Here is a 23,910-nt window from a genome sequence, read left to right on the forward strand (position 1 = left end):
GCCAGAACCGGAAACCGGGAACGAAAGGAACATGCACATGGGCGAAGGCTTCGGCAAGGGCTGCCACCTGCACCTGATCGACGGATCGGCCTTCATCTTCCGGGCCTATCACGCCCTGCCGCCGCTGACGCGCAAATCCGACGGCCTGCCCGTGGGCGCGGTCGCGGGTTTCTGCAACATGCTGTGGAAATACGTCACCGACGAACGGGGCCACGACGCGCCGACCCATGCGGCGGTGATCTTCGACTATTCGTCCAAAACCTTCCGCAACGAAATCTACAACGCCTACAAGGCCAACCGCCCCGAACCGCCCGAGGATCTGCGCCCCCAATTCCCGCTGACCCGCGACGCCACCCGCGCCTTCAACATCGCCTGCATCGAGACCGAGGGGTACGAGGCCGACGACATCATCGCCGCGCTCTCCTGCAAGGCGCGCGATGCGGGCGGCACCGTCACGATCATCAGCAGCGACAAGGATCTGATGCAGCTTGTCGGCGACGGCGTGCAGATGCTGGACCCGATCAAGGGCAAGCCCATCGACCGCGACGAGGTCTTCGAGAAGTTCGGCGTCTGGCCCGACCGCGTGGTGGACGTGCAGGCGCTGGCGGGCGATACCGTAGACAACGTGCCGGGCGCGCCGGGCATCGGCATCAAGACCGCCGCGCAACTGATCACCGAATATGGCGATCTGGAAACCCTGCTGGCGCGGGCGGGCGAGATCAAGCAGCCCAAGCGCCGCCAGACCCTGATCGACCATGCGGACCAGATCCGCATTTCCAAGCGGCTGGTGGAACTGGACTGCAACACGCCGCTGGACTTCACGCTGGAAAGCCTGGAGGTGCGCGCGCCCGACGCATCCACCCTGCTGACCTTCCTGTCCGAGATGGAGTTCCGCACCCTGACCGCCCGCGTGGCCGAACGCCTGGGGGCCGAGGCGCCCGCCGTCGTGACGGCCCCGCCGCGCGAAGCCCCTGCCGCGCCGGACCTGCCGCCCATCGACCGTGCGGCCTATGAAACCGTCACCAACCGCGCCGCGCTGGACCGCTGGATCCAGATGATCCGCGACGCGGGCCAGGTCGCCGTGGATACCGAAACCACCGGCCTGGACGAGATGCAGGCCGACCTCGTGGGCATCTGCCTGGCCGTGGCGCCGGGCCGCGCCTGCTATATCCCCGTGGGGCATGTGGCGGGGGGCGACGATCTGTTCGGCCAGTCCGCCCCCGTCGCCGGGCAACTGCCGCTGGATCAGGTGCTGGCGGCGCTGAAGCCCATCCTGGAGGATCCGGCGATCCTGAAGATCGGCCAGAACCTGAAATACGACTGGAAGATCCTCGCCCGCCACGGCATCCGCATGACGCCGCTCGCCGACACGATGCTGATGTCCTATGCCCTGAACGCGGGCACGCACAACCACGGCATGGACGAACTGGCCGAGCGTTACCTGGGCCACAAGTGCATCCCGATCAAGGATCTGATCGGCACCGGCAAGGCGCAGATCAACTTCGGCCAGGTGCCCATCGACAAGGCCGCCCCCTATGCGGCCGAGGACGCCGATGTCACCCTGCGCCTGTACCAGCATTTCGCGCCGCTTCTGCCGGTGGAACGCGTGACCACCGTGTACGAGACCACCGAACGCCCCATCGTGCCCGTCCTGGCCGAGATGGAGATGGCCGGCATCCGCATCGACGCCGAGGTTCTGCGCCGCATGTCGGGCGCCTTCGCCCAGAAGATGGCGGCGCTGGAGGATGAGATCTATGCCCTCGCGGGCCAGAAATTCACCATCGGCAGCCCCAAGCAGCTGGGAGAGATCCTGTTCGACAAGATGGGCATGACCGGCGGCAAGACCGGCAAGACCGGCGCCTTTTCCACCAGCGCCGACGTGCTGGAGGATCTGGCCGCCGAAGGCCATGACCTGCCGTCCCGGATCCTCGACTGGCGGCAGATCAGCAAGCTGAAATCCACCTATACCGACGCGCTGCCGACCTTCGTGAACCCGGACACGGGCCGCGTCCATACCAGCTATTCCATCGCCGGTGCGCAGACCGGGCGGCTGGCCTCGACCGACCCGAACCTTCAGAACATCCCCGTCAGAACCGAGGAAGGCCGCCGCATCCGCGAGGCCTTCATCGCCACCGAGGGGCACCGGCTCGTCAGTCTGGATTACAGCCAGATCGAATTGCGGATCCTCGCCCATGTGGCCGACATTCCGGCGCTGAAGCAGGCCTTCCGCGAAGGCATCGACATCCACGCCATGACCGCCAGCCAGATGTTCGGCGTGCCCGTCGAAGGCATGGACCCGATGATCCGCCGCCGCGCCAAGGCGATCAACTTCGGCGTGATCTATGGCATCTCGTCCTTCGGCCTGTCGCGCAACCTGCGCATCCCCCGGGCCGAGGCGCAGGAGTTCATCGACACCTATTTCCAGCGTTTCCCCGAAATCCGCGCCTACATGGACCGCACCCTGGCGGATGCGAAGGCGGATGGCAGCGTCCGCACGCTGTTCGGGCGGCGCATCAACACCCCGGGCATCAACCAGTCCGGCCCCGCCGCAGGCGGCGCGCGCCGCGCGGCCATCAACGCGCCGATCCAGGGGGCTGCCGCCGACATCATCCGCCGCGCCATGATCCGGATGCCCGCAGCCATCGCCCATCTGCCCGCGCGGATGCTGCTGCAGGTCCATGACGAACTGGTCTTCGAGGTGCAGGACGACGCCGTGGACGACCTGATCGCCGCCGCCCGCGCGGTGATGGAGGGCGCCGCCGATCCCGCCGTCAGGCTGTCGGTGCCGCTGGTGGTGGACGCGGGACATGGCATGAACTGGGCGGAGGCACACTGATGGGCCACTCACATTCTCATTCCCACGGGCATTCGCACGGGCACGGGCATCACCATGGCGGCGACGCGGCCATCGGCTGGGCCGTCGTCGTCAACCTGGCCCTGACCGTCGCGCAGATCGCGGGGGGATATGCCGCCGATTCGACCGCGCTGATCGCGGACGGCATCCACAACCTGTCCGACGCCCTGGCGCTGGTGCTGGCCTTCGGCGCGCGGCGGCTGTCGCGCAGGGAGGCCACGCCCGACTGGTCCTTTGGCTGGGGCCGGGCGGAAATCGTCGCGGCCTTTGTCAACTATCTGGCGCTGATCGCCATTTCCATCTGGCTGGCGGTCGAGGCGCTTGGCCGCCTGGCCGATCCCCCGCCCGTGGCGGGCGGGCTGGTGATGGGGCTGGCGGGCTTCGCGCTGGTGGTCGATCTGGCAACGGCGGCGCTGGTGTATCGCGCGGCGAAGGACAGCGCCAACATCCGCGCGGCCTTCCTGCACAACCTGGCGGATGCGGGCGTATCCGTCGCGGTGATCCTCGGCGGGCTGCTGATCTGGGCCTTCGGCTGGAACCTGGCCGACCCGATCCTGACGCTGGCGATTTCCGTCGTGATCCTGTGGCATATCGGCATGGAAATCGGCCCGGTCTTCCGGATGCTGATGCTGGCCGCGCCCCCGGGCAGTGATCCAGGCGCGGTCCTGTCGGCCCTGCGCGCGCTTCCCGGCGTCACGGATGCCCATCACCTGCACCTGTGGCAGATCGACGAGAAACGCGCGGCGGCCTCTGTCCACTTGGTCATGGCCGGGGGCGACCCCTTCGCCACTACCCGCGCGGCCAAGGAGATGCTGGCCCATGACCATGGCATCGCCCACGCCACCATCGAGATTGAGCCGCCCGAGGGTTGCGCGGATCACAAGGGCCACGACCACGATTGACATGCGGTGCGTGTGAACACGCACCCTACACGGCTGGCAAGCAGCCCGTAGGGTGCGTGCTTGCACGCACCGGTGGCACCCTAGACCGCCGACGAATGGCTGGTCGGCGCGGCCATGTAGGCGTCCAGCATGTTGGCCACCATCCGCGCCAGGGGACGGCCCTCGGGCGTGATGCGCAACCCCCAGGGGCCGACCTCGACCATGGCGCCGAACTGCCCGATCACCGGGTCCAGAACCTCTTGCAACCGGGTGGGCGTCAGGCCGTAGTCGCGCACCATCTCGTCCGCGTCGATCCTGAAATCGCACATCAGCTGCTCGATCATGCGGCCGCGCCAGTGATCCTCGGGGGTGAAGGCATGGCCCCGGGTATAGGGCAGGCGGCCTTCGCGGACATGGGCGGTATAGGCCCCGGTCGCGGGCGCGTTCTGCGCGTATCCCTGCGGGAAGCGGGAAATCGAGGACGCGCCAAGGCCCAGCAGGACCTGCGCCCCGTCGTCGGTATAGCCCTGGAAGTTGCGCCGCAGCTGGCCCGCCTTCGCGGCCACCGCCAGGCCGTCGCCGGGGCGGGCGAAATGGTCGATGCCGATCTCGTCATAGCCGTCGGCCACGAACAGGTCGCGGGCGGTGGTGAACAGGGTCAGCCGGTCCTCGTTGCCGGGCAGGGCGTCCTCGGGGATCATCACCTGCCGCTTGGACATCCAGGGGACGTGGGCATAGCCGTAAAGCGCCACCCGGTCGGGCGACAAGGCCAGCAGCTTCTGCACGGTTTCCGAAATGCGGGTGCGGTCCTGGTGGGGCAGGCCATACAGGATGTCGGCGTTCAGGCTGCCTATGCCGTGGCTGCGGATCAGGTCCACCGCCTGGGCCGTCAGCTCGAACCCCTGCAGGCGGCCGATGGCTTCCTGGATCTTGGGGTCGAAGTCCTGCACGCCGATGGAGGCCCGGTTCATCCCCGATGCCGCCAGCGCCGCCATGCGCGCGGCGTCGATTTCCGAGGGGTCGATCTCGACCGAGAACTCGGCCCCTTCGGCCATCGGCACCACGTCGAAGATCGCGTCGGCCATGCGCCGCATCTGGTCGGGCGGCAGCAGCGTCGGCGTGCCCCCGCCCCAATGCAGCCGCGACAGGCGCACCCCGCGCGGCAGGTGGCGGCGCAGCAGCGCCAGTTCGGCCAGAACCGTGTCCACATAGGCGATGACCGGATCCAGCGTTTTCGTGCCTTGCGTGCGGCAGGCGCAGAACCAGCACAGCCTGCGGCAAAACGGCACATGCAGATACAGCGAGATCGCCGCGCCCTCGGGGATGGAATCCAGCCATCCCGTGACCATATTGGCGTCAACGCCGTTCTTGAATTGCGTCGCGGGGGGATAGCTCGTGTAACGCGGAACGCGCGAATCGAACAGGCCCAGCCGCCTCAGTTGCGAAACATTGCCCATAACGTTAGAGTTAGATGACAACGCGCGAGATTGCCTTGACCCAGATCAACCAGAAATCCACCAGCCAGGATGGCGGGGAACGCTGTGGCGACTGCCCGATCCGCTATCGTGCCGTGTGCGCGCATTGCGAAACGGACGAGCTTGCCCTGCTGGAGGACATGAAGTTCTACCGCGCCTTCGAGCCGGGCCAGCCCATCGTCTGGGAAGGCGAGCGGATGGACTTCGTGGGATCCGTGGTCAGCGGCGTGGCCTCCCTGACGCAGACGCTGGAGGATGGGCGCACGCAGATGGTGGGCCTGCTTCTGCCCAGCGACTTCCTGGGCCGCCCCAGCCGCGACATCGCCCCCTACAACGCCATCGCCGCCACAAAGGTCGTGTTTTGCTGCTTCCGCCGCAAGCCGTTCGAGCAGATGATGCGCACCACGCCCCATGTCGCGCACAGGTTGCTGGAGATGACGCTGGACGAACTGGACGCGGCGCGCGAATGGATGCTGCTTCTGGGCCGCAAGACCGCGCGCGAGAAGATCGCCTCGTTCATCACGATCATCGCCCGGCGCGAGGCGGCGCTGCAAAAGCGCAATCCCGGCGGCCGGATGCAGATCGAGCTGCCCCTGACGCGCGAGGCGATGGCCGATTACCTGGGCCTGACGCTGGAAACCGTCAGCCGCCAGATCAGCGCCCTGAAGCGCGAGGGCGTGATCGAGCTTGTGGGCAAGCGCGCCATCATCCTGCCGGACTTCGCCCGCCTGGTCGAGGAATCGGGCGATGATTCGGATGGCGGCTATCTGAGCTAGACCCACTCCGCCGGAATCACCGGCATCGCCGCCACCAGGGCCTGCGTCTGCGGGTGCCGGGGCGCGCCGATGACCTGTTCGGGCGGGCCTTCCTCGACGATGCGGCCCGCCTGCATGACCAGGACGCGGTCCGCCATGCCGCGCACCACGGACAGGTCGTGGCTGATGAACAGGTAGGACAGCCCGTGATCGGCCTGCAGCCGCGCCAGCAGGTCCAGCACCTGCGCGCGGACGCGGACATCCAGGGCGCTGACGGCCTCGTCCAGCACGATCAGGGCGGGGCGGATGATCAGGGCGCGGGCGATGGCCAGGCGCTGGCGCTGGCCGCCGGAAAATTCGTGGATGAACCTGCGGGCATCCGTGGGCTGCAAGCCCACCTCCTCCAGCGCCGCGCCGACGCGGTCGCGCCAATCGGGCGGGCGGCCGGTCAGGTGGAAGGGCTCGGCCAGCAGGCGCTCCACCCGCCAGCGGGGATCGAAGCTGCCGAAAGGATCCTGAAAGACCACCTGCATCCGCGCCCGCAGGCTGCGCGGCATCCGGCGGCCTGCCGTGACATCCTGCCCGTCCAGCCGGATCTGCCCCGCCTGCAACGGATCAAGCCCCAGGATCACCCGCGCCAGCGTCGATTTCCCGCAGCCCGATTCGCCCACCAGCCCGACGCTTTCGCCGCGCCCGACCGTCAGGCTGACGCGGTCCAGCGCGCGCAACCCGCCCTGGGGCAGGCGATAGTCGCGCACCGCCTCGCGCACTTCCAGGAGGGGCGGGGGGACGGGGCGCGGGTTGCGCGCGGGACGATACCCGGAGGCCGCGATCAACTGCCGGGTATAGGGATGGCGGCGCTGGCGGAACACCGCCTCGGCCGGGCCGCTTTCCACGATCCGGCCCCCCTGCATGACCGCGACCCGGTCAGCCATGCCCGCCACCACGGCCAGGTCATGGGTGATCAGCAGCAGCGCCATGCCGTCCTCGCGCGCCAGCGTTTTCAGCAGGTCCAGGATCCGCGCCTGCGTGGTCACGTCCAGGGCGGTCGTGGGCTCGTCCGCGATCAGCAGGCCGGGGCGCAGCGCGATGGCCATGGCGATGGCGACGCGCTGGCGCTGCCCGCCCGACAGTTCGTGCGGATAAAGCGTCAAGGGAAAGCGGGGCGCGGGCAGGCCCACGCGGTCCAGCCGCTCGCGGGCAAGGGCCAGCGCGGCGGTGCGGTCCAGGCCCCCGTGAAGGCGCAGCGCCTCGGCCACCTGGTCGCCGATGGGCATCAGCGGGTTCAGCGCCGTCATCGGTTCCTGGAAGATCATGCCGATGCGGCGGCCCCGGATGCGGCACATCTCGGGCTCGGGCAGGTCCAGCAGGTTGCGGCGGTCCAGCATGACCCGGCCCGTGGCCCGCGTCCCGGGGGGAAGCAGCCCCATGATCGCCAGGGCGGTCATCGACTTGCCGCTGCCCGATTCGCCCACCAGCCCGGTGATGCTGCCCGGCGCCAGATCCAGCGACACCTGATCCAGCACCGGCTGCCCGCCAAGGACGGCGGACAGGCCCTCCAGCCGGATCATCGCGGCACCCGCAGGCGCGGGTCCAGCGCGTCGCGCAAGCCGTCGCCCAGCAGGTTCAAGCCCAGCACCGTCAGCAGGATGCACAGCCCCGGAATGACCGCCACATGCGGGGCGAGGGTCACCATGGTCTGCGCCTCGGCCAGCATCCGGCCCCAGCTTGGGGTGGGGGGCTGCGCGCCAAGGCCCACATAGGACAGCCCGGCCTCGGCCAGGATCCCCAGGCTGAACTGGATGGTGGCCTGCACGATCAGAAGGCCCGCGATGTTGGGAAGGACGTGCTGAAGGCTGATCAGGCCCGCGCCCTTGCCCGACACCCGCGCCGCGCGGATATAGTCCAGCACCCAGACCGGCAGCGCCGCCCCGCGCGTGACGCGGGCAAAGACCGGGATGTTGAAGATGCCGATGGCGATCATCGCGTTCAGCGCGGACGGCCCCCGGACCGCCGTGATCAGGATGGCGATCACCAGGGACGGAAAGGCGAAGACCAGGTCGTTGCCGCGCATCACGATCTCATCCACCCAGGTGCCGCGACGGGCCGCCGCCAGCAGGCCCAGGGGCACGCCCAGACCCATGCCGATCACCACCGCGACCAGCGCCACCGCCATCGAGGTTTGCGCCCCCAGCATCGCCATCGACAGGATGTCGCGCCCGAAATGATCCGTCCCGAACCAATGCGCGGCCGAGGGCGGCCGCAGCTTGTCGGCGATGGCCATCTGGCCGGCATCATAGGGCGTCCAGACCGCCGACAGCACCGCCGCCGCCAGCGCCAGCCCGGCCAGCGCGCCGCCCAGGGTCAGGGCCATCCTCATGCGCGGCGCAGCCGGGGGTCCACGGCCCCGTATGCCAGATCGACCAGGAAGGTGACGGCGTTCACCGCCGCGACCAGCACCAGCACCGCCGATTGCACCACGATCAGGTCGCGCTGCGTGATGGCCTGGAAGATCATCCGCCCCAGGCCGGGCAGGGAAAAGACGTTCTCGATGATGATCGCGCCCGCCAGAAGGAAGGAAAACTGCATCCCCAGGATGGTCAGGACCGGGATCAGCGCGTTGCGCAACGCGTGTCTGCGCAGGGTCTGGCCGCTGGTCAGCCCCTTGGCGCGGGCGGTGCGGATATAGTCCTGGGCCTGCGTCTCGACCAGGGCGGACCGCAGCACGCGGGCCAGGATCGCGGCCTGCGGCAGGGCCAGCGCGACCACCGGCAGGATCAGGGATTTCAGCGCCGCCCCGGGATCGGACCAGCCGGGAAAGCCGCCCGCGGGCAGCCAGCGCAGCCGGACGGCGAAGACCAGCACCAGCAGCATCGCGAACCAGAAGTTCGGCAGCGCGATGCCCAGCTGCGTGGCCCCCATCGCCAGCCCGCCGCCCGCACGGCCCCGCCGCGCCGCGCCGTAAAGCCCGACCGGCAGCGCGACAGCCACCGCCAGCGCCAGCGCCATCAGCGCCAGCGGCAGAGAGACCTGCAACCGCTGGGCGATCATGGCACCGACCGGCGTCCTGTAGGTGAAGCTGGTGCCGAAATCGCCTTGCAGGATCGCGCCCGCCCAGGCCGCGTAGCGCAGGGGCAGGGGCCGGTCCAGGCCCATCTGCTGGCGCAGCGCGGCCAGGGTTTCCGGCTGCGCGCCGGTGCCCAGCATGAAGCTGGCGGGATCGCCGGGCACAAGCTCGGTCACGGAAAAGATCAGGGCCGAGGCTGCAAGCAGGCTCAGCCCCAAGACGATCATCCGGCGAGACAGGTATCGCAGCATGGCCGCAGTGCTAGCCTGCCTTGCGCGCCCGGTAAAGGCGCGTCAGCCCTCGCCGCGCGGATACCAGTTGGCCAGGACGACCAGGCTGCCCGCGCCTGACCCTTCGACCAACCGGGCGAATTCCCCCAGGTCGCTGCCCCGGTGGTGATAGGGAAAGACGCTGGCGGGCTTGAAGGCGGCGACCGCATCCGCCGCCTGCCGGACGGTCATGGTATAGGGCAGGTTCATCGGCAGGAAGGCGACCTCGATGCCCTCTAGCGCGCGCATCTCGGGCGTGTCCTCGGTGTCGCCCGCGATATAGAACCGCTTGCCGCCGATGGTCAGGACATAGCCGTTGTCGCGGCCCTGGGGGTGGTATTGCAGCCGGTCGGGGCTGGTGTTGTAGGCGGGCACGGCCTCGATCCCCATGCCGATGGCCTGGGCCTGGTCGCCATTGGCCATGGCGGTGGCGCGCCCCTGCAGGTCGGCGGGCAGCATCCCGTGGACCGCCGGGTTGGCGATGATCGCGACGGGGGGAAGCGCCTGCAAGGTCGGCAGGTCGAAATGGTCACCATGCTCATGCGTGATCAGGATCAGCGAGGGCTGCGGCATCCCGCGATACAGATCCGCGCCGCCCACCGGATCGACATAGATCACCCCGCCCGGCGTCTCGATCACCATCGAGGCGTGATCGACCGGGTGGAAGACGACCTGTCCCCCCTCGACCGGATAGGCGAAGGAGGCGGGCGCGGCGGTCTGGGCAAGGGGGGTGCGGGGCATGGCGGCGGCGGCAAGGGTGGCAAGGCCCAGCATCAGGCTGGCGCGGCGGGACAGGATCATCGGAACGCTCCGGGGCACAGGGATGGGAACGCGATGGAACACGCGCCGCGCCTGCGGGGTTCCCTTGCCGCTGTCCGCCGGGGCGGTCTAGAAGGCAGGATTATCAAGGGGCAAGGGTTGGCGATGACACATCTGTGGGTGCGGGCCGAAAGCCGCCCGAACGAGGACCGGGTGGGCATCACCCCCGAAGGCGTGACAAGCCTGATCGCCCAGGGCTTCACCGTCACGGTCGAGGACAGCCCCCGCCGCGTGTTGCCCATCGACGCCTATGCCCGCGCGGGCGCCACGGTCGTCCCCGAGGGAAGCTGGCCCACGGCGCCTAACGACGCCATCGTCTTCGGCCTCAAGGAACTGCCCGAGGACGGCACCCCCCTGCGCCACCGCCACGTCATGTTCGGCCATGCCTTCAAGGGCCAGCCTGCGGGCCAGGCGCTGCTGCGCCGGTTCGCGGCGGGCGGCGGGCGGCTTTACGACCTGGAATACCTGACGGACGATGCGGGCGGCCGCTTGGCCGCCTTCGGATACTGGGCGGGCTATGCGGGGGCGGCGGTCAGCCTCAAGGCCTGGGTTGCCCAAGCGCGCGGCGGGATCTGTGGGCCGGTCCAGGCCTATGCCGACAGGGCGCAGCTGCTGGACGAATTGCGCGCGCAACTGGACGCTACGGGCCGTCCCCGCCCGCGCGCCCTGGTGATCGGCGCCAAGGGCCGGGTGGGCAGGGGCGCCGCCGACCTTCTGGTCGCCATGAACGTCCCCGTCACCCGCTGGGACATGGCCGAGACTGCCCATGGCGGCCCCTTTCCCGAAGTGCTGGCCCATGACCTGTTCATCAACGCGATCCTGGCCCAGCCGGGCGCGCCGGCCTTTGTCCCCGCCGATGCCGGAACCAGGGCCCGCGCCCTGACGGTGATCGGCGACGTGGCCTGCGACCCCGCCAGCGACTTTTCCCCGATCAGGGTTTATGACCGCGCGACCACTTGGGGCCAGCCGGTGCTGAGGGTGGCGGACCATCCGCCGCTGGACGTGATGGCCATCGACAACCTGCCCTCGCTGCTGCCGCGCGAAAGTTCGGAAGATTACGCGGGGCAGTTGCTGCCGGTGCTGGCGCGGCTGGAGCGGATCGAGGACGGGCCATGGGGCCGGGCGGGGGCTCTGTTCGACGAACACATGGCGCGTCTAGCCTGACACAGACGTGATGGGGCAGGGCGGAACGCCGCCCCCTGCGGGGTGTTCGGCCAGCAACCATCCGACACCCAGCGAGGCTCGCATGTCCCGACCGTCCCCCCGCATGACGACCCTGACCGCCGCGGCGGCATTGCTTGCCGGAACCGCCCTGGCGCAGGATTTCAACGCCGCCGCCCCCAATGCCCCGGACCAGCAGCCGGCCTTTGAAAACCAGACCCGCGCGCCGGTTCTGGCCGATGACGTGGCCCTGGACCAGACCGTGATCGCCGAGGGGCTGGACCATCCCTGGGGCCTGGCCGAACTGCCGGACGGTACCTGGCTGGTGACGGAACGCGCGGGCAACCTGCGCCTGGTCGGGGCGGACGGCACCCTCTCGGGCCCCATTGATGGCTTGCCCCCGATCGACACCCGCGACCAGGGCGGGTTGCTGGATGTGGCCGTGGCCGATGATTTCGCGGATACTCGCCGCGTCTGGATCAGCTTCGCCCAACCGCGAGAGGGCGGCAAGACCGCCACCGCCGTGGCCACCGGCACCCTGTCCGCCGATGGCCGCAGGCTGGAGGGCACCAAGGTCATCTGGCAGCAGCAGCCCGCCTGGGCCTCGACCAAGCATTACGGATCGGTCCTGGTCTTCGACGGGCAGGGCGGGCTGTTCGTGACGACCGGCGAACGATCGAACCCCGAATCGCGGGTTTATGCGCAGAACGTGACCACCACCCTGGGCAAGATCGTCCGCATCGACCCCGAGACCGGGGCGCCGATGGGCGATCCAGGCGTGGCCGAGGCGCTGCCCGAGATCTGGTCCTGGGGCCACCGCAACGTCCAGGGCGCGGCGCTGGACGGGCAAGGGCGGCTTTGGACCATCGAGCATGGCCCCAAGGGCGGGGACGAGTTGAACCGCCCGCAGGCGGGCCGCAACTATGGCTGGCCGCGCGTGACCTATGGCCTCGACTACAGCGGCCGTCCCATCGGCGAGGGGATCACGCAGTTGGAGGGGACCGAGCAGCCGGTCTATTACTGGGATCCGGTGATCGCGCCCGGCCAGATGGCCTTCTATGACGGCGCGATGTTCCCCGACTGGCAGGGCGACCTGCTGATCGGCGGGCTGCGCGCCGGGGCCCTGGTCCGGCTGGAGATGGACGGCGACCGCGTGACTGGCGAGGCCCGCCACCTGCAGGGCATCGGCCGCGTCCGAGAGGTCGAGGTCGCCCGCGACGGCGCGATCATGCTGCTGACGGACGACGACAACGGCAAGCTGATCCGCGTGACGCCCGCGGGAAGCGATTCCTAGACCGGCCGGTTCACATCATCCTCGGCATCCTCGGGCGAGATGCCGAGGGCGTCCAGCCCCGCCTCCAGCAGGTCGGCCAGGCGCGGCTCTCCCATCAGGTAGTCCTCGGTGGGTGTGGTGCGTTCGACCCGCGCGGTCTCGATGGCCTCGTCCAGTTCCTCGGGCTCGAAGCTTTCGCGCCCGATCCACATGACGGCGACCAGCGACGCCTGCTCGTCCTCGTTCAGGTTGGCGATGAAGTCGCGCAACTCGCTGCGCACGCCATGCTGAGGCCTGCCGCCCGAATGCGCCCAGGGGTTGACGCCGCTGTCGTATTCGCGCGCGCGGATGATGATATGGGCGATCTTCGCGGGACTGATCTGCAGCATGGCACGGCTCCTTCATTGGGCCGACTGTCGCGCCGTTGCGGGCGGTGGTCAATCGGGTCGCGCTTGGGTTTGCGCATTCAGATCTACAGTGATTTGGCGCACGCTTTCGGCGATCATGAAGATCCCCGCCCCACACAGGTAAAACAGGATGGAAAGGAATACGGTAGTCCTGCAACGCTCAGGCCTGTCACCCGGTACAAGCGGCGGGCCGTATAATAAGCAAGATCGATTGCGATGGCGACCAGAAGGCATATGACCAGTCCTTCGGTGATCGTCAGCAAACTCAGCAACCGCTGCGCGCCGGGTTCGGCCTTCCACGCTGCCAAGTCGATTGCCTTCAGTTCCTTCAGCCTGACCCTGGTCTGAACCAGTATAGCAAAAATCGAAGAAAAGACTCCAAGTGCCGTTAATCGGCGTATCCAGTTGCCGAAGAAATCTCCATCAAACCGTGGAGCATAGGCCCGGGGTGATCCTTCTGGTGGCCGGATCCATTTCCGCCAGCGCCGCCGCAGGGGCTGCAACCGTCGCATCGTATCGGCGCGTCGAGGCGCAGGCTTAAAACGAAGGCGCCACGCGTTGTCATGCCAAAATGGCGGAGCTGCCTGAAGATAGTTCGCGTTTTCCATTTGGCAGCGCAGGTCGAACCATGCTTCATCATCATAGGCGTCGGCATTTCCTCGTTGCACGGCGTCGTATCGCTTAGCTTGATCCCTTGCTGGCTTTAGTTCAAGCGAAGCAGGTACGCGTATGAGAACCTGTTGTTGTGCAGCTTTGTCCTGCATGCGGTCATCCTTATCGCCCGAACAGCCGCTCGATATCGGCCAGCCGCAGCTTGACCCAGGTGGGGCGGCCGTGGTTGCACTGGCCGGACTTGGGCGTGCGCTCCATGTCGCGCAAGAGGGCGTTCATTTCCTCGGCCGTCATGCGGCGGCCGGACCGGACGGATCCGTGGCAGGCCATGGACGACAGGACCGCATCCAGCCGCCCGCGCAGACGGTCGGACGCGCCTTGGTCCGCCAGGTCGTCCAGGATGTCGCGGATCAGGGCGGACAGGTCCAGCTTCGCCAGCATGGCCGGGGTTTCGCGCACGGCAATCGCCCCGCCGCCGAAAGGTTCGATCACCAAGCCCAGGTCGGCCAGGTCCTCCGCGACGGCCAGGATGCGGGCGGCGTCGGCATCAGACAGGTCCAGGATCTCGGGGATCAGCAGGGCCTGGCGGGCGATGCCGGTGGCCGCCGCCTGGGCCTTCAGCCGTTCATAGACCAGCCGTTCATGGGCGGCGTGCGCATCGACGATCACCAGCCCGTCGTCGGTCTGGGCGATGATGTAGTTTTCATGGATCTGCGCCCGGGCCGCGCCCAAGGGGGCCTCCGCCGGGACCGCCACCGGATCCTCGGCCCGGGCCGAGGGCGCCTCGGCAAAGCCCATGGCGGGCGCTTGCAGATCCAGGCTCGCGCGGATCGCCGTTGCGGATGGCCGGTAATCCATCTGGTATGCCCGCGCCGCCGGTTCGGTGCGGAACGCGGCCAGCGTCGCGTCCCCAACGGTCGTTGACGCGCGATGCCCTGCCCCCGCCAGCCCGTGCCGCAGGGCGCTGACCAGCAGACCGCGCGCGCCCTGGGGATCGCGGAAGCGGACCTCGGCCTTGGCGGGGTGGACGTTCACATCCACAAGCTGCGGGTCGCAGGCCAGATACAGCACCGCCGCCGGATGCCGGCCTTGGGCCAGCACGTCCATGTAGCCCGCCCGCAGCGCCCCGGTCAGCAGCTTGTCCCGCACGGCTCTGCCGTTCACATAGAGATGCTGCGCCACCGCCGCGCCGCGCGAATAGGTCGGCAGCGCGGCAAAGCCCGACAGCCGCAGCCCGTCGCGTTCGGCATCCATGGGGATCGCGTTGTCGATGAAATCGCGCCCCATGACGCGGGACAGGCGGATTTGCAGGGCGTCGAACAATTCGCCCTGCTCGGCGTCGGCGCGGAAGATCTCCTTGCCGTCGGCACTCAGGGTAAAGCCCACGAAGGGCTCGGCCATGGCCAGGCGGCGGACGCATTCGGCCACCGCCATCGTCTCGGCCCGGTCGCCGCGCAGGAATTTCAGCCGGGCCGGGGTGGCGAAGAACAGGTCGCGCAGTTCCACTACCGTGCCCGGATTGGCCGCTGACGGGCGCACGGGCGTGACCTTGCCGCCCGCCACCGCGATCATCGCGCCCTCGCCGCCGCGCGCCCGCGAGGTGATGGTCAGCCGCCCGACCGCGCCCAGCGACGGCAGCGCCTCGCCCCGAAAGCCGAAGGAGCGGATGGCCAGCAGGTCGGTGCCGTCGATCTTGCTGGTGGCGTGGCGCGAGAGCGCCAGCGGCAGGTCGTCGGGCATCATCCCGCAGCCGTCGTCGCAGACCCGGATCAGCCGCTTGCCGCCGTCCTCGATGGCGATGTCGATGCGCCTGGCCCCGGCGTCCAGCGCGTTTTCCACCAGTTCCTTGACGGCGGATGCCGGACGCTCCACCACCTCGCCCGCCGCGATGCGGTTGGCGGTGGCCTCGTCAAGCTGGCGGATGACGGGGCGGATATGGGGGGCGTGGGTGTTCATGGACCCAAATCTAGCAGGGGCGGGATAGGGTGGGAAGCAATTCCCTGGTTTCACCTTGGTCCAAATATCCCACAGGGGGTCCGGGGGACGTGAAGTCCCCCGGCCGTCGCGGGACGCAATCAGACCTGCGGAATCAGTTCACCGCCTCAACCTCGGCCCCGTCCGTCGCCGCGATCCCCTCGGGCCGCCCCACCAGCACGAAGCGCAGCTTGTCCGCGTCCAGCAGCCGCGCGGCCACGCGCTTCACATCCTCGGCCGTCACCGCCTCGACCTTGGCGTTGCGGGTGTTCACATAGTCGATGGGAAAGCCGATCAGCTGCATCCCGGCCAGGATCCCCGCGATCTTGCCGTTGCCGTCGAAGCGCAGGGGGTATTCGCCGGTCAGATAGGTCTTGGCGTCGGCCAGTTCCTTGTCGGTCACGCCCTGCGCCATCCGGTCCCATTCGGCACGGATCAGATCGACTGCCTGTCCCGTGGTGGCGTTCGACCCCGCCATCCCGCCTTGCCAGGTCTGGCCATAGATCCCCGTCGCCAGGGATGTGCCCACGCCATAGGTCAGCCCGCGCTTTTCGCGGATCTCCTCCATCAGCCGCGAACTGAAGCCGCCGCCGCCCAGGATGTGGTTGGCGACATAGGCCGCGAAGTAATCGGGATCGTCGATGGGCAGCCCCGGCCCGGCAAAGCTGACGACCGTCTGCGGGCTGTCCCAGTCGATCACCGTGACGCCGCCGGTCAGTTGCAGCTGCGCCGGTTCCGGCAGCGGCGCGGTGCCCTGTTCCGGCAGGCCCCCCAGCACCTTGTCCAGCAGCAGGCCCAGATCCTCGGGCGAGATGTCGCCTGCCGCGCCCACCACCACGCGGTCGCGGGCCAGCACGCGGTTCTTGGCCGCGACCAGATCGGGGCGGGTCAGCGCCGCCACTGATTCCAGCGTGCCGTTGATGGAGGTCGCATAGGGATGATCGCCCCAGGCCTGGCGCGACATTTCCTTGGCGGCGATGGCCTGGGGATCGGTCGCCTCGGACCGGATGATGGATGCGACCTGGGCGCGGACACGCTCCACCGCCGCATCGTCGAAGCGGGGCTGCGTCAGCGCCTCGGCCAGAAGGGCGGCGGCCTCGTCGCGGTTCTCGCTGAGCGCCCTCATCCCGACCGAGAGCGAATCGTCGCCCACGTCAAAGGAAAACTGCGCGCCCAGATCCTCGACCGCCTGGGCGAAGGCCACGGAATCACGGTCGCCCGCACCTTCCTCCAGCAACCCGGTCATCAGGTTGATGGCGCCGCGCTTGCCGGGCGCGTCCAGGCTGGCGCCGCCCTTGAAGTCGAATTCCACCGCGACAAAGGGGATCGTGTCGTCCTGGACCAGCCAGGCCTTGATGCCCCCGGGCGAGGTGACTTCCTGGATGTCGATGGCATGAGCCGGGACGGCCAGGGTTGCAAAGAACAGGGCGATGGCGGCGCGGATCATCCTTGCACCTCGGGGCTGGTGGATTCGGTCGGGGCGGGGGCTTCCTCGGCAGGCGCGGGCAGCAGCCAGCCGGTCACGGTGGCCTCGCTGCCCAGAACCTGCCGGGCGGCGGCCATCACGTCATCGGCGGTGATCGAGGCCAGGATGTCGGGCCAGTCGTTCACGTCCTGGACTGACAGCCCCGTCGCCAGCCCCTGCCCATAGTCATAGGCCCGGCCATGCGCCGAATCGAGTTCGTAAACCCGCGCGGCCTCGATCCGGGTCTTCACGCGGTCCAGATCGGCAGGATCGGGGCCCTTTTCCAGAAAGCCCGCCAGGACGCGGTCCAGTTCGGCCTCGGCTTCCTCGGGCGCCATGCCGTCGGCGGGGACGAGGGAAATCCCGAAGCTGGTCGGATCGACGGAAAAGCCGTCATAGCCCGCGTTCACCCACAGGGCCTTGCCCTTCAGCGCCAGTTCCCGCCCCAGGACCGAGGTCTGCATGGACCCGCCCAGAAGTTCCGCCAGCACCGTCAGGGCGGCTGCGTCCTTCTGGTCGCCGGGGTTGCGTTCGGGCGCGAGATAGCTGCGCGTCATCACCGGCTGGGGCACGCGGGGATCGGTCATCTCCATCCGGCGCGGCGACCGCTGGGCGGGTTCCTGCGGGCGGATGCGCGGCTCGGCCTCGCCCTTGGCGGGGATCGGGCCGTAATACTGCTCGGCCAGTTCGCGGGCGCGGTCGGGGGTCACGTCGCCCGCCAGGATCAGGATCGCCTCGTTCGGGGAATAATGATCGCCATACCAGGCCAGCGCGTCGTCGCGGGTCAGCCCCTCCATCTCGGCCCGCCAGCCGATCACCGGGCGGCCGTAGGGGTGGTTATAGAACAGCGTCGCGTTGCGTTCCTCGGCAAACAGCGACGCGGGGTCGCTGTCCACGCGCTGCGCCCGTTCCTCCAGCACGACCTGGCGTTCGGCCTGCCAGTCATCCTCGCCGATGCGCAGGTTGGCCATGCGGTCGGCCTCCATCTCCATCACCAGGGGCAGGCGGTCGGAGGCGATGCGCTGGAAATAGGCGGTGTAGTCATAGGAGGTGAAGGCATTGTCCATGCCGCCATTGGCGGTCACGGTCTTGGACAATTCGCCCGGTTCCAGTTTCTCGGTGCCCTTGAACATCAGGTGTTCCAGGTAATGGGCGATCCCCGACTTGCCGGGCTGTTCGTCGGCGGAACCGATCCTGTACCAGACCATCTGCACGACCACGGGGGCGCGGTGATCCTCGATCACCACGGTTTCCAGGCCGTTGGGCAGGGTGAAATGGGTGACGCCATTGGTATCAGGGCCGGGCGTCTGGGCCAGGCCGGGCGTGGCGCAGAGGGTCAGGGCCAGCAGGGTCGGGCGATGCATGGGGGGCAACCTCCTTGGTCTTGGGCGAAAGTGACCAAAGGCGGAGCTGCGTGCAACCTGTCACACGCTAATGTGTCGTGACACGGATGGGCAGGGACAGCGGGCCATGCGCCTGAAGGCCGGCTTTCCAGGTGGCGGGGCCTGCGGCTTCGATGCTGCGGGTCCGGGCCAGAAGGCGCGAGAACAGGATGTCCATGTTCAGCCGCGCCAGGTTGTTGCCCAGGCAGACATGCGGCCCCGCGCCGAAGGACAGGTGCAGGTTCGGCCTGCGCGCAACATCGAAGCGGTCGGGGTCCGGGAAGGCCTCGGGGTCGCGGTTGGCGCTGGCGTAAAGCAGGCCGAATTTCGTGCCGCGGGGCCAGCCCTGCCCGGCGATCGTCAGATCTTCGCTGGCATAGCGGTGGAAGAAGACCAGCGGCGGGGCGAAGCGGAACATCTCCTGCACCGCCGTGGGCATCAGGGCGGGGTCGGCGCGCAGCCGCGCCATCTGGTCGGGGTGCGCCAGCAGCGCGTGCAGCCCGCTGCCCATCACGTCGATGGTCGAGCCATGCCCGGCGTGCAGGATCTGCATGACGGTGGCGATCAGTTCGTCATGGGTCAAGAGGCCCGCATCCTCGGCCCCGATCATCGCGGACATCAGGTCGCCCTGGGGCCGGGCCTTGCGGGCGGCATGAAGGTCTTGCAGCGCGTCGTGGAACAGGATCACTGCCCGTTCGGCCTGCGCCTTGCGGGCGGGGGTGCGGCGGCTCACGTCGAAATAGCGGACGGTTTCTTCCGACCATTGCGTCATTTGCGGGGCAAGCGCGGGATCGGTGCCGATCAGGTGGCCGATGACCTGGCCCGGCAGGTGGGCCGCCAGATCCGCGATGAAGTCGAAGCGGCCCCGGGGGACCAGCCGGTCCAGCGCGGCATCGGCCCATCCGGTGACAAAGGGGCGCAGGCTTTCCAGGCGGCTTTTGGTGAAGAAGGGAAACACCGCGCGGCGCAGCCGGTCATGGTCCGGCCCGTCCAGTTCCAGCATCGAGGTCTGCACGAAGCGTTCGTGGAACGGCATGTCGTGGAAGTTCTCGGCCCGCTGCATCCGGCGCTGTTCGTCGGGGCCGAAGATCGCGGTGCCCCGCACCATCCGCCGGTCGGACGCGATGGCCTGCACGTCGGCGAACCGCGAGGCCAGCCGGAAGCCCTGCCACAAGGGCAAGCCGGGCGCCGCCCGCAGCCGCGCATAGGCGGGCCAGGGGTTTTCGCCGAAACCGGGCTGCGCGGGATCGAAATCCGCCGTCATTCCTCGCGCGGGGCGGGCGAGGTCTGGGTGATCGCGCCCGCGCGCTGCCAGCGTTGCTGTTCGGTCTGCGAATCAAGCGCCATCGGGCGGTAGGCGCGCTGATAGACGGTGGTGCCGAACAGCGCCTCCAGCGGGCGGCGCTTGTTGCGGGACCGCCAGTCGGCATCCGACTGCGCCAGCTTTTCGCGGATCGCCCGGTCGCTGCCGCGGCGCGTCGCATGGGCGACCAGCGCCCCGTCGGCTGCGGCAATGCCTTGATCGGCCAGGCTCGCCGGATTGCCGCCCAGGGCTGCCACGGCATCGGCATTCGGGTTCGGGTCGGTGATGTTGGCCCCGCCCGGCGTGGGGGTGGGCAGCAGCGCCAGATCCGGCGGCATGGACAGGGGCCGGGTCGGCAGGATGGCGAATTCGTCCGGGCTGTTCTGGCCGGTCTCGATATTCATCAGCTGGTTGCTGCCGCAGGCCGAAAGCCCAACAATGGCCGCAACCGCGACTCCCCTGACGAATGCCTGCATGTCCCTGTCCCTTCGGTTCTTGCGGCCCGTTCTAGCCGGATTTGCCCGCCCCGTCACGGGTCTTGTCGCGCCCCTTGCGGGCAGGCGTCGCGGCCTCTCTCTTCTGCGGGACCAGCACCAGCCCGATGGCCCCCGCGAAGATGGCGATGTCGGCCACGTTGAAGCTGTAGGGGTTCTGCCATCCGGGCAGCGACATGTTCAGGAAATCCGCCACCGCCCCGTAAAGCAGCCGGTCGATCACGTTGCCAAGCGCACCGCCGATCAGCAGCCCCGCCGCGACGCGGGCGAAACGCCCCGCATCGGACCGCCAGATCCAGATCCAGACCCAGGCCACGATGACCACCGCCACGGCGATCAGGATCCATTTCGTGACATCGGTGTCGGACGCCATCAGCCCGAAGTTCACCCCCTGGTTCCAGGCCATGCGCAGGTTCAGCCAGGGCGGCAGAACGTCGATTTCGCGCACGCGGTCCAGTTGCAGGACATGGACCACCCAGTATTTCAGCGCCTGGTCCAGCAGGAAGACCAGCCCCGCCACCCAGGCCACCATCCGCATGTTCGTGCGGGGCGGGGGCGCGGGTTTCTTCGGCGCGCGCGGACGACGCGTCTTGGGCGCCGGGTGCTGGGCCGGTGCCGGGGGCGGCGGGTCCAGGGGCAGTTCGTGCTGCATCAGTGCCGGAAATGCCGCTGGCCGGTGAAGACCATCGCCAGGCCCAGGCGGTTGGCCGCCGCGATCACCTCGTCGTCGCGCATGGATCCGCCGGGCTGGATGACGGCGCGGGCGCCGGCTTCGGCCAGGGCCTCGATCCCGTCGGCGAAGGGGAAGAAGGCGTCCGAGGCCACGACCGCGCCGACCGTCAGGGGTTGGGCAAGGCCAAGCGCCTCGGCCATGTCCTCGGACTTGCGGCGGCCGATGCGGGTGCTGTCCACGCGGCTCATCTGGCCCGCGCCGATGCCGACGGTCGCCATGTCGCGCGCATAGACGATGGCGTTGGATTTCACGTGCTTGGCGACGGTCCAGGCGAACAGCATGTCGTTCAGTTCAGCCTCGGACGGCTGGCGGTCGCTGACGACCTTCAGGTCCGAAAGCCCCACATGGCCGTTGTCGCGGCCCTGCACCAGGAAGCCGCCCGCGACCTGGCGGAAGGCCAGCCCGGCGGCTTGCGGATCGGGCAGGCCGCCCGTGGTCAGCAGGCGCAGGTTCTTCTTGGCGGCGAAGATGCGTTTTGCGTCCTCGTCCGCGTCGGGGGCGATGACGACCTCGGTGAAGATCTTTGCGATTTCTTCCGCAGTCGCGCCGTCCAGCGTCCGGTTCAGCGCGATGATGCCGCCAAAGGCCGAGGTGCGGTCGCAGTCGAAGGCGCGCTTGTAGGCCTCCAGCGCGGTCGCGCCCCGCGCTACGCCGCAGGGGTTGGCGTGCTTGATGATCGCGCAGGCCGGGCCCTGGGCCGGATCGAATTCCGCCACCAGCTCGAATGCCGCGTCGGTGTCGTTGATGTTGTTGTAGGAGAGTTCCTTGCCCTGCCACTGACGCGCCGTGGCGACGCCCGGGCGGTTGTCCCCGGTGACATAGAAGGCCGCCTGCTGGTGCGGGTTCTCGCCATAGCGCAGGGGCTGCGCCAGCGTGCCCGCAAAGGCGCGGCGGCGGGGCGTGTCCTCTCCGATCGCGCCCGCCAGCCAGGTGCTGACGGCGGCGTCATAGGCGGCGGTGCGCGCATAGGCGATCTGCGCCTGCCGCTGGCGGAAACCCAGCGTGGTGCGGTCGTCGTTGGCGTCCAGTTCCGCCAGCAGGGCGTCGTAATCCCCCACGTCCACGATCACGGTGACAAAGCCGTGGTTCTTGGCCGCGGCCCGGATCATCGCCGGGCCGCCGATGTCGATGTTCTCGATGCAGTCGTCGTAGCCCGCGCCTTTGGCCACGGTTTCCTCGAAGGGGTAAAGGTTCACGACCAGCAGGTCGATGGGGCCGATGCCATGGGCCTGCATCGCGGCCAGGTGTTCGGGGTTGTCGCGCAGCGCCAGCAGGCCGCCATGGACGACAGGGTGCAGCGTCTTGACGCGGCCGTCCATCATCTCGGGGAAGCCCGTCACATCGGCCACGTCCACCACCGTCAGCCCGGACTCGCGCAGCGATTTCGCGCTGCCGCCGGTGGAGAGAATCTCGATGCCCCGGGCGTCCAGCTTGCGGGCGAAGTCGATCAGCCCGGTCTTGTCGGAAACGGAAATCAGCGCGCGTCGGATCGGCACGGGACGGGACATGGGGGCCTCGCATCTGGTTTGCGGTGGCTTAGCGGCATGCGGGCCGAAGGTCCAGTGGCGAAGCCGGGGGCGCTTCGCCCCCCGGTCCCCCAGAGGATATTTAAGTGAAGAAGAAACGCAGCAATTTCTTCTTCACCCAAATATCCCGGGGTGAATTGGCCGCAGGCCAAGAGGGGCAGCGCCCCTCAGCCGCCCCCGCCCCGCTTGCGCAGCCGCGCCATGAAGAAGCCGTCCATGCCGCCCCGGTCCGGCCAATAGTCGGGGCGGGTGCGAAGGCCGCCTTCTGGGGTGATCCAGGCGGGATCGGTGCCGGGCAGGGCGGGCGTTTCCACCGTCAGGCCGGGATGGCGGGACAGGGCTGCGGCGACCTGCGCCTCGCCCTCGTCGGGCAGCAGCGAGCAGACGGCATAGACCATGCGCCCGCCCGGCGGGATCAGGGACAGGGCGTGGTCGATCAGGCGGGCCTGCAGGTCCACCAGCGCCGGAATGCCCGATCCGTCGCGCAGGAAGGGCAGGTCGGGGTGGCGGCGGATCGTGCCGGTGGCCGAACAGGGCGCGTCCAGCAGGATCGCATCCAGGGGGGCGTCGGGCCGCCAGTCCAGCGCGTCCGCCGCGACCAGATCGGCACTTAGGCCGCAGCGGTTCAGGTTCTCGGCCACGCGTTTCAGGCGGGCGGGGCTGATGTCCACGGCCGTCACCTGTGCGCCTGCCGCCGCCAGTTGCAGCGTCTTGCCGCCCGGGGCCGCGCAAAGGTCCGCGATTCGTTCGCCGGGGCGCGGATCCAGCAGGCGGGCGGGCAGGGCGGCGGCGGCGTCCTGGACCCACCAGTCGCCCCCCGCGAAGCCGGGCAGGGCGGAAACTTGCGCAGGGCCGTGGATGCGCAGGGATCCGGTGGGCAGCAGGTCCGCGCCTTCGATCAGGACACCCGGCTTCGGTGTCAGATCCAGCGGGGCGCCGGCCTGATGCGCGGACTCGATGGCCAGGGCTGCGTCCTCGCCATAGGCAATCGCAACGGGCTCTCGCAGCCAGGCGGGCATCGGCTGCGGGGGCAGGGCGGACCATCCCCCGTGGCCTGCCGCCTTACGCAGCACGGCGTTCACCATGCCCGCCGCCGCCTCGCCCTTCTTGCCCAGGCTGCGGGTCAGGTTGACCGCCGCATCGACGACGCCATGCGCCGCGCCGCCCAGCTCCAGCATCTCGACCACCGCCAGCCGCAGTACGTCAGCGACCTGCGGCGTGGGCTTGCGGGTGACATAAGTCCCGATCACCGCGTCGGCGCGCGACTGGTGGCGCAGCACGGCGGCCGCAAGCCGTCCGGCGCGGGCCTGGTCGGCGGGCGCCAGGCCCTTCAGCGCGCCCGTCTGGTCCGACAGGGACAGCCCGTCCCGCACGCCCGCCAGCAGGCGCAAGACCCCCGACCGCGCCATATCCACGCCCTGCTTTGCCAAATCGCTTTCCTTTGCCTATGTCTTGTCGGA

The 23,910-nt window shown here is 69.0% G+C and carries 20 protein-coding genes; 5 read left to right on the forward strand and 15 right to left on the reverse strand.

Annotated features, from left to right (window positions below):
* The first annotated feature begins 37 nt into the window (after positions 1-37).
* Both polA and JX613_RS02650 read left to right on the forward strand, forming a co-directional pair.
* Positions 38-2,836, forward strand: coding sequence for a DNA polymerase I (polA, locus tag JX613_RS02645; RefSeq protein ID WP_207099911.1), 2,799 nt, complete (start codon positions 38-40; stop codon positions 2,834-2,836).
* Complete coding sequence (locus JX613_RS02650; protein WP_207099912.1) at positions 2,836-3,756, forward strand: cation diffusion facilitator family transporter; 921 nt, start codon at positions 2,836-2,838, stop codon at positions 3,754-3,756. Before polA ends, JX613_RS02650 begins: the two co-directional genes overlap by 1 nt.
* Positions 3,757-3,836: 80 nt before the next feature.
* Here JX613_RS02650 and hemN read toward each other — a convergent pair whose 3' ends face one another.
* Positions 3,837-5,192, reverse strand: coding sequence for an oxygen-independent coproporphyrinogen III oxidase (hemN, locus tag JX613_RS02655; RefSeq protein ID WP_207099913.1), 1,356 nt, complete (start codon positions 5,190-5,192; stop codon positions 3,837-3,839).
* Positions 5,193-5,206: 14 nt separating this feature from the next.
* Here hemN and fnrL point away from each other — a divergent pair, with 14 nt between their 5' ends.
* The gene (gene fnrL / locus JX613_RS02660) at positions 5,207-5,986 is read left to right on the forward strand and encodes a transcriptional regulator FnrL (protein ID WP_207099914.1); all 780 of its coding nucleotides are present in this window, start codon (positions 5,207-5,209) and stop codon (positions 5,984-5,986) included.
* Here the strand turns inward: fnrL and JX613_RS02665 are convergent.
* The 4 genes from JX613_RS02665 to JX613_RS02680 are packed head-to-tail and all read right to left on the reverse strand — an operon-like array spanning position 5,983 to position 10,102.
* Positions 5,983-7,536: an ABC transporter ATP-binding protein gene (locus tag JX613_RS02665; RefSeq protein ID WP_207099915.1), complete on the reverse strand. Its 1,554-nt coding sequence runs from the start codon at positions 7,534-7,536 to the stop codon at positions 5,983-5,985. The genes fnrL and JX613_RS02665 overlap by 4 nt on opposite strands.
* Positions 7,533-8,345, reverse strand: a complete 813-nt coding sequence (locus JX613_RS02670) for an ABC transporter permease (protein ID WP_207099916.1) — start codon at positions 8,343-8,345, stop codon at positions 7,533-7,535. Before JX613_RS02670 ends, JX613_RS02665 begins: the two co-directional genes overlap by 4 nt.
* On the reverse strand, positions 8,342-9,283 hold the full coding sequence (locus JX613_RS02675; RefSeq protein ID WP_207099917.1) for an ABC transporter permease: 942 nt from the start codon (positions 9,281-9,283) through the stop codon (positions 8,342-8,344). Before JX613_RS02675 ends, JX613_RS02670 begins: the two co-directional genes overlap by 4 nt.
* 42 nt (positions 9,284-9,325) lie before the next feature.
* Positions 9,326-10,102 (reverse strand): MBL fold metallo-hydrolase, encoded by a 777-nt coding sequence (locus tag JX613_RS02680; RefSeq protein ID WP_237168310.1) that lies wholly within the window; start codon positions 10,100-10,102, stop codon positions 9,326-9,328.
* Between the two features lie 123 nt (positions 10,103-10,225).
* Here JX613_RS02680 and JX613_RS02685 point away from each other — a divergent pair, with 123 nt between their 5' ends.
* Together JX613_RS02685 and JX613_RS02690 are read left to right on the forward strand one after the other, a co-directional pair.
* Positions 10,226-11,284, forward strand: coding sequence for a saccharopine dehydrogenase (locus JX613_RS02685; RefSeq protein WP_207099918.1), 1,059 nt, complete (start codon positions 10,226-10,228; stop codon positions 11,282-11,284).
* A gap of 103 nt (positions 11,285-11,387) precedes the next feature.
* Complete coding sequence (locus JX613_RS02690) at positions 11,388-12,575, forward strand: PQQ-dependent sugar dehydrogenase (RefSeq protein WP_237168311.1); 1,188 nt, start codon at positions 11,388-11,390, stop codon at positions 12,573-12,575.
* Here JX613_RS02690 and JX613_RS02695 read toward each other — a convergent pair.
* From JX613_RS02695 to JX613_RS02740, 10 genes are all read right to left on the reverse strand, one after another.
* Complete coding sequence (locus JX613_RS02695) at positions 12,572-12,943, reverse strand: DUF3775 domain-containing protein (protein WP_207099920.1); 372 nt, start codon at positions 12,941-12,943, stop codon at positions 12,572-12,574. The genes JX613_RS02690 and JX613_RS02695 overlap by 4 nt on opposite strands.
* Before the next feature lie 113 nt (positions 12,944-13,056).
* Entirely contained in the window at positions 13,057-13,725 is a 669-nt protein-coding gene (locus JX613_RS02700) for a hypothetical protein (protein WP_207099921.1), read from the reverse strand.
* A gap of 10 nt (positions 13,726-13,735) precedes the next feature.
* On the reverse strand, positions 13,736-15,529 hold the full coding sequence (mutL, locus tag JX613_RS02705; RefSeq protein WP_207099922.1) for a DNA mismatch repair endonuclease MutL: 1,794 nt from the start codon (positions 15,527-15,529) through the stop codon (positions 13,736-13,738).
* A gap of 133 nt (positions 15,530-15,662) precedes the next feature.
* Positions 15,663-16,994, reverse strand: coding sequence for a M16 family metallopeptidase (locus JX613_RS02710; RefSeq protein ID WP_207099923.1), 1,332 nt, complete (start codon positions 16,992-16,994; stop codon positions 15,663-15,665).
* Entirely contained in the window at positions 16,991-18,376 is a 1,386-nt protein-coding gene (locus tag JX613_RS02715) for a M16 family metallopeptidase (protein WP_207099924.1), read from the reverse strand. Before JX613_RS02715 ends, JX613_RS02710 begins: the two co-directional genes overlap by 4 nt.
* Before the next feature lie 67 nt (positions 18,377-18,443).
* Positions 18,444-19,658, reverse strand: a complete 1,215-nt coding sequence (locus tag JX613_RS02720) for a cytochrome P450 (protein ID WP_207099925.1) — start codon at positions 19,656-19,658, stop codon at positions 18,444-18,446.
* The gene (locus JX613_RS02725; RefSeq protein ID WP_336512257.1) at positions 19,655-20,101 is read right to left on the reverse strand and encodes a DUF3035 domain-containing protein; all 447 of its coding nucleotides are present in this window, start codon (positions 20,099-20,101) and stop codon (positions 19,655-19,657) included. Before JX613_RS02725 ends, JX613_RS02720 begins: the two co-directional genes overlap by 4 nt.
* 103 nt (positions 20,102-20,204) lie before the next feature.
* A complete protein-coding gene (gene lspA, locus JX613_RS02730) occupies positions 20,205-20,729 on the reverse strand; it encodes a signal peptidase II (RefSeq protein ID WP_207100101.1) in 525 nt (174 codons plus the stop codon).
* A 113-nt stretch (positions 20,730-20,842) separates the two neighbouring features.
* Complete coding sequence (gene purH, locus JX613_RS02735; RefSeq protein WP_207099927.1) at positions 20,843-22,432, reverse strand: bifunctional phosphoribosylaminoimidazolecarboxamide formyltransferase/IMP cyclohydrolase; 1,590 nt, start codon at positions 22,430-22,432, stop codon at positions 20,843-20,845.
* Between the two features lie 185 nt (positions 22,433-22,617).
* The gene (locus tag JX613_RS02740; RefSeq protein WP_336512258.1) at positions 22,618-23,880 is read right to left on the reverse strand and encodes an RsmB/NOP family class I SAM-dependent RNA methyltransferase; all 1,263 of its coding nucleotides are present in this window, start codon (positions 23,878-23,880) and stop codon (positions 22,618-22,620) included.
* Between the last annotated feature and the right edge of the window lie 30 nt (positions 23,881-23,910).

Origin of the sequence: Paracoccus shandongensis, assembly GCF_017315735.1 — a bacterium.
GTDB lineage: Bacteria > Pseudomonadota > Alphaproteobacteria > Rhodobacterales > Rhodobacteraceae > Paracoccus > Paracoccus shandongensis.

What these genes read in the sequence shown, in the direction of transcription:
- JX613_RS02700 (WP_207099921.1), bottom strand. Translation starts at nt 13,725, where the DNA reads ATGCAGGACAAAGCTGCACAACAACAGGTTCTCATACGCGTACCTGCT.
- JX613_RS02720 (WP_207099925.1), bottom strand. Translation starts at nt 19,658, where the DNA reads ATGACGGCGGATTTCGATCCCGCGCAGCCCGGTTTCGGCGAAAACCCC.
- JX613_RS02690 (WP_237168311.1), top strand. Translation starts at nt 11,388, where the DNA reads ATGACGACCCTGACCGCCGCGGCGGCATTGCTTGCCGGAACCGCCCTG.
- JX613_RS02725 (WP_336512257.1), bottom strand. Translation starts at nt 20,101, where the DNA reads ATGAATATCGAGACCGGCCAGAACAGCCCGGACGAATTCGCCATCCTG.
- JX613_RS02710 (WP_207099923.1), bottom strand. Translation starts at nt 16,994, where the DNA reads ATGATCCGCGCCGCCATCGCCCTGTTCTTTGCAACCCTGGCCGTCCCG.
- JX613_RS02715 (WP_207099924.1), bottom strand. Translation starts at nt 18,376, where the DNA reads ATGCATCGCCCGACCCTGCTGGCCCTGACCCTCTGCGCCACGCCCGGC.
- purH (WP_207099927.1), bottom strand. Translation starts at nt 22,432, where the DNA reads ATGTCCCGTCCCGTGCCGATCCGACGCGCGCTGATTTCCGTTTCCGAC.
- JX613_RS02650 (WP_207099912.1), top strand. Translation starts at nt 2,836, where the DNA reads ATGGGCCACTCACATTCTCATTCCCACGGGCATTCGCACGGGCACGGG.
- JX613_RS02685 (WP_207099918.1), top strand. Translation starts at nt 10,226, where the DNA reads ATGACACATCTGTGGGTGCGGGCCGAAAGCCGCCCGAACGAGGACCGG.
- JX613_RS02665 (WP_207099915.1), bottom strand. Translation starts at nt 7,536, where the DNA reads ATGATCCGGCTGGAGGGCCTGTCCGCCGTCCTTGGCGGGCAGCCGGTG.
- JX613_RS02680 (WP_237168310.1), bottom strand. Translation starts at nt 10,102, where the DNA reads ATGATCCTGTCCCGCCGCGCCAGCCTGATGCTGGGCCTTGCCACCCTT.
- JX613_RS02670 (WP_207099916.1), bottom strand. Translation starts at nt 8,345, where the DNA reads ATGAGGATGGCCCTGACCCTGGGCGGCGCGCTGGCCGGGCTGGCGCTG.
- JX613_RS02675 (WP_207099917.1), bottom strand. Translation starts at nt 9,283, where the DNA reads ATGCTGCGATACCTGTCTCGCCGGATGATCGTCTTGGGGCTGAGCCTG.
- JX613_RS02695 (WP_207099920.1), bottom strand. Translation starts at nt 12,943, where the DNA reads ATGCTGCAGATCAGTCCCGCGAAGATCGCCCATATCATCATCCGCGCG.
- hemN (WP_207099913.1), bottom strand. Translation starts at nt 5,192, where the DNA reads ATGGGCAATGTTTCGCAACTGAGGCGGCTGGGCCTGTTCGATTCGCGC.
- polA (WP_207099911.1), top strand. Translation starts at nt 38, where the DNA reads ATGGGCGAAGGCTTCGGCAAGGGCTGCCACCTGCACCTGATCGACGGA.
- lspA (WP_207100101.1), bottom strand. Translation starts at nt 20,729, where the DNA reads ATGCGGATGGTGGCCTGGGTGGCGGGGCTGGTCTTCCTGCTGGACCAG.
- mutL (WP_207099922.1), bottom strand. Translation starts at nt 15,529, where the DNA reads ATGAACACCCACGCCCCCCATATCCGCCCCGTCATCCGCCAGCTTGAC.
- fnrL (WP_207099914.1), top strand. Translation starts at nt 5,207, where the DNA reads ATGACAACGCGCGAGATTGCCTTGACCCAGATCAACCAGAAATCCACC.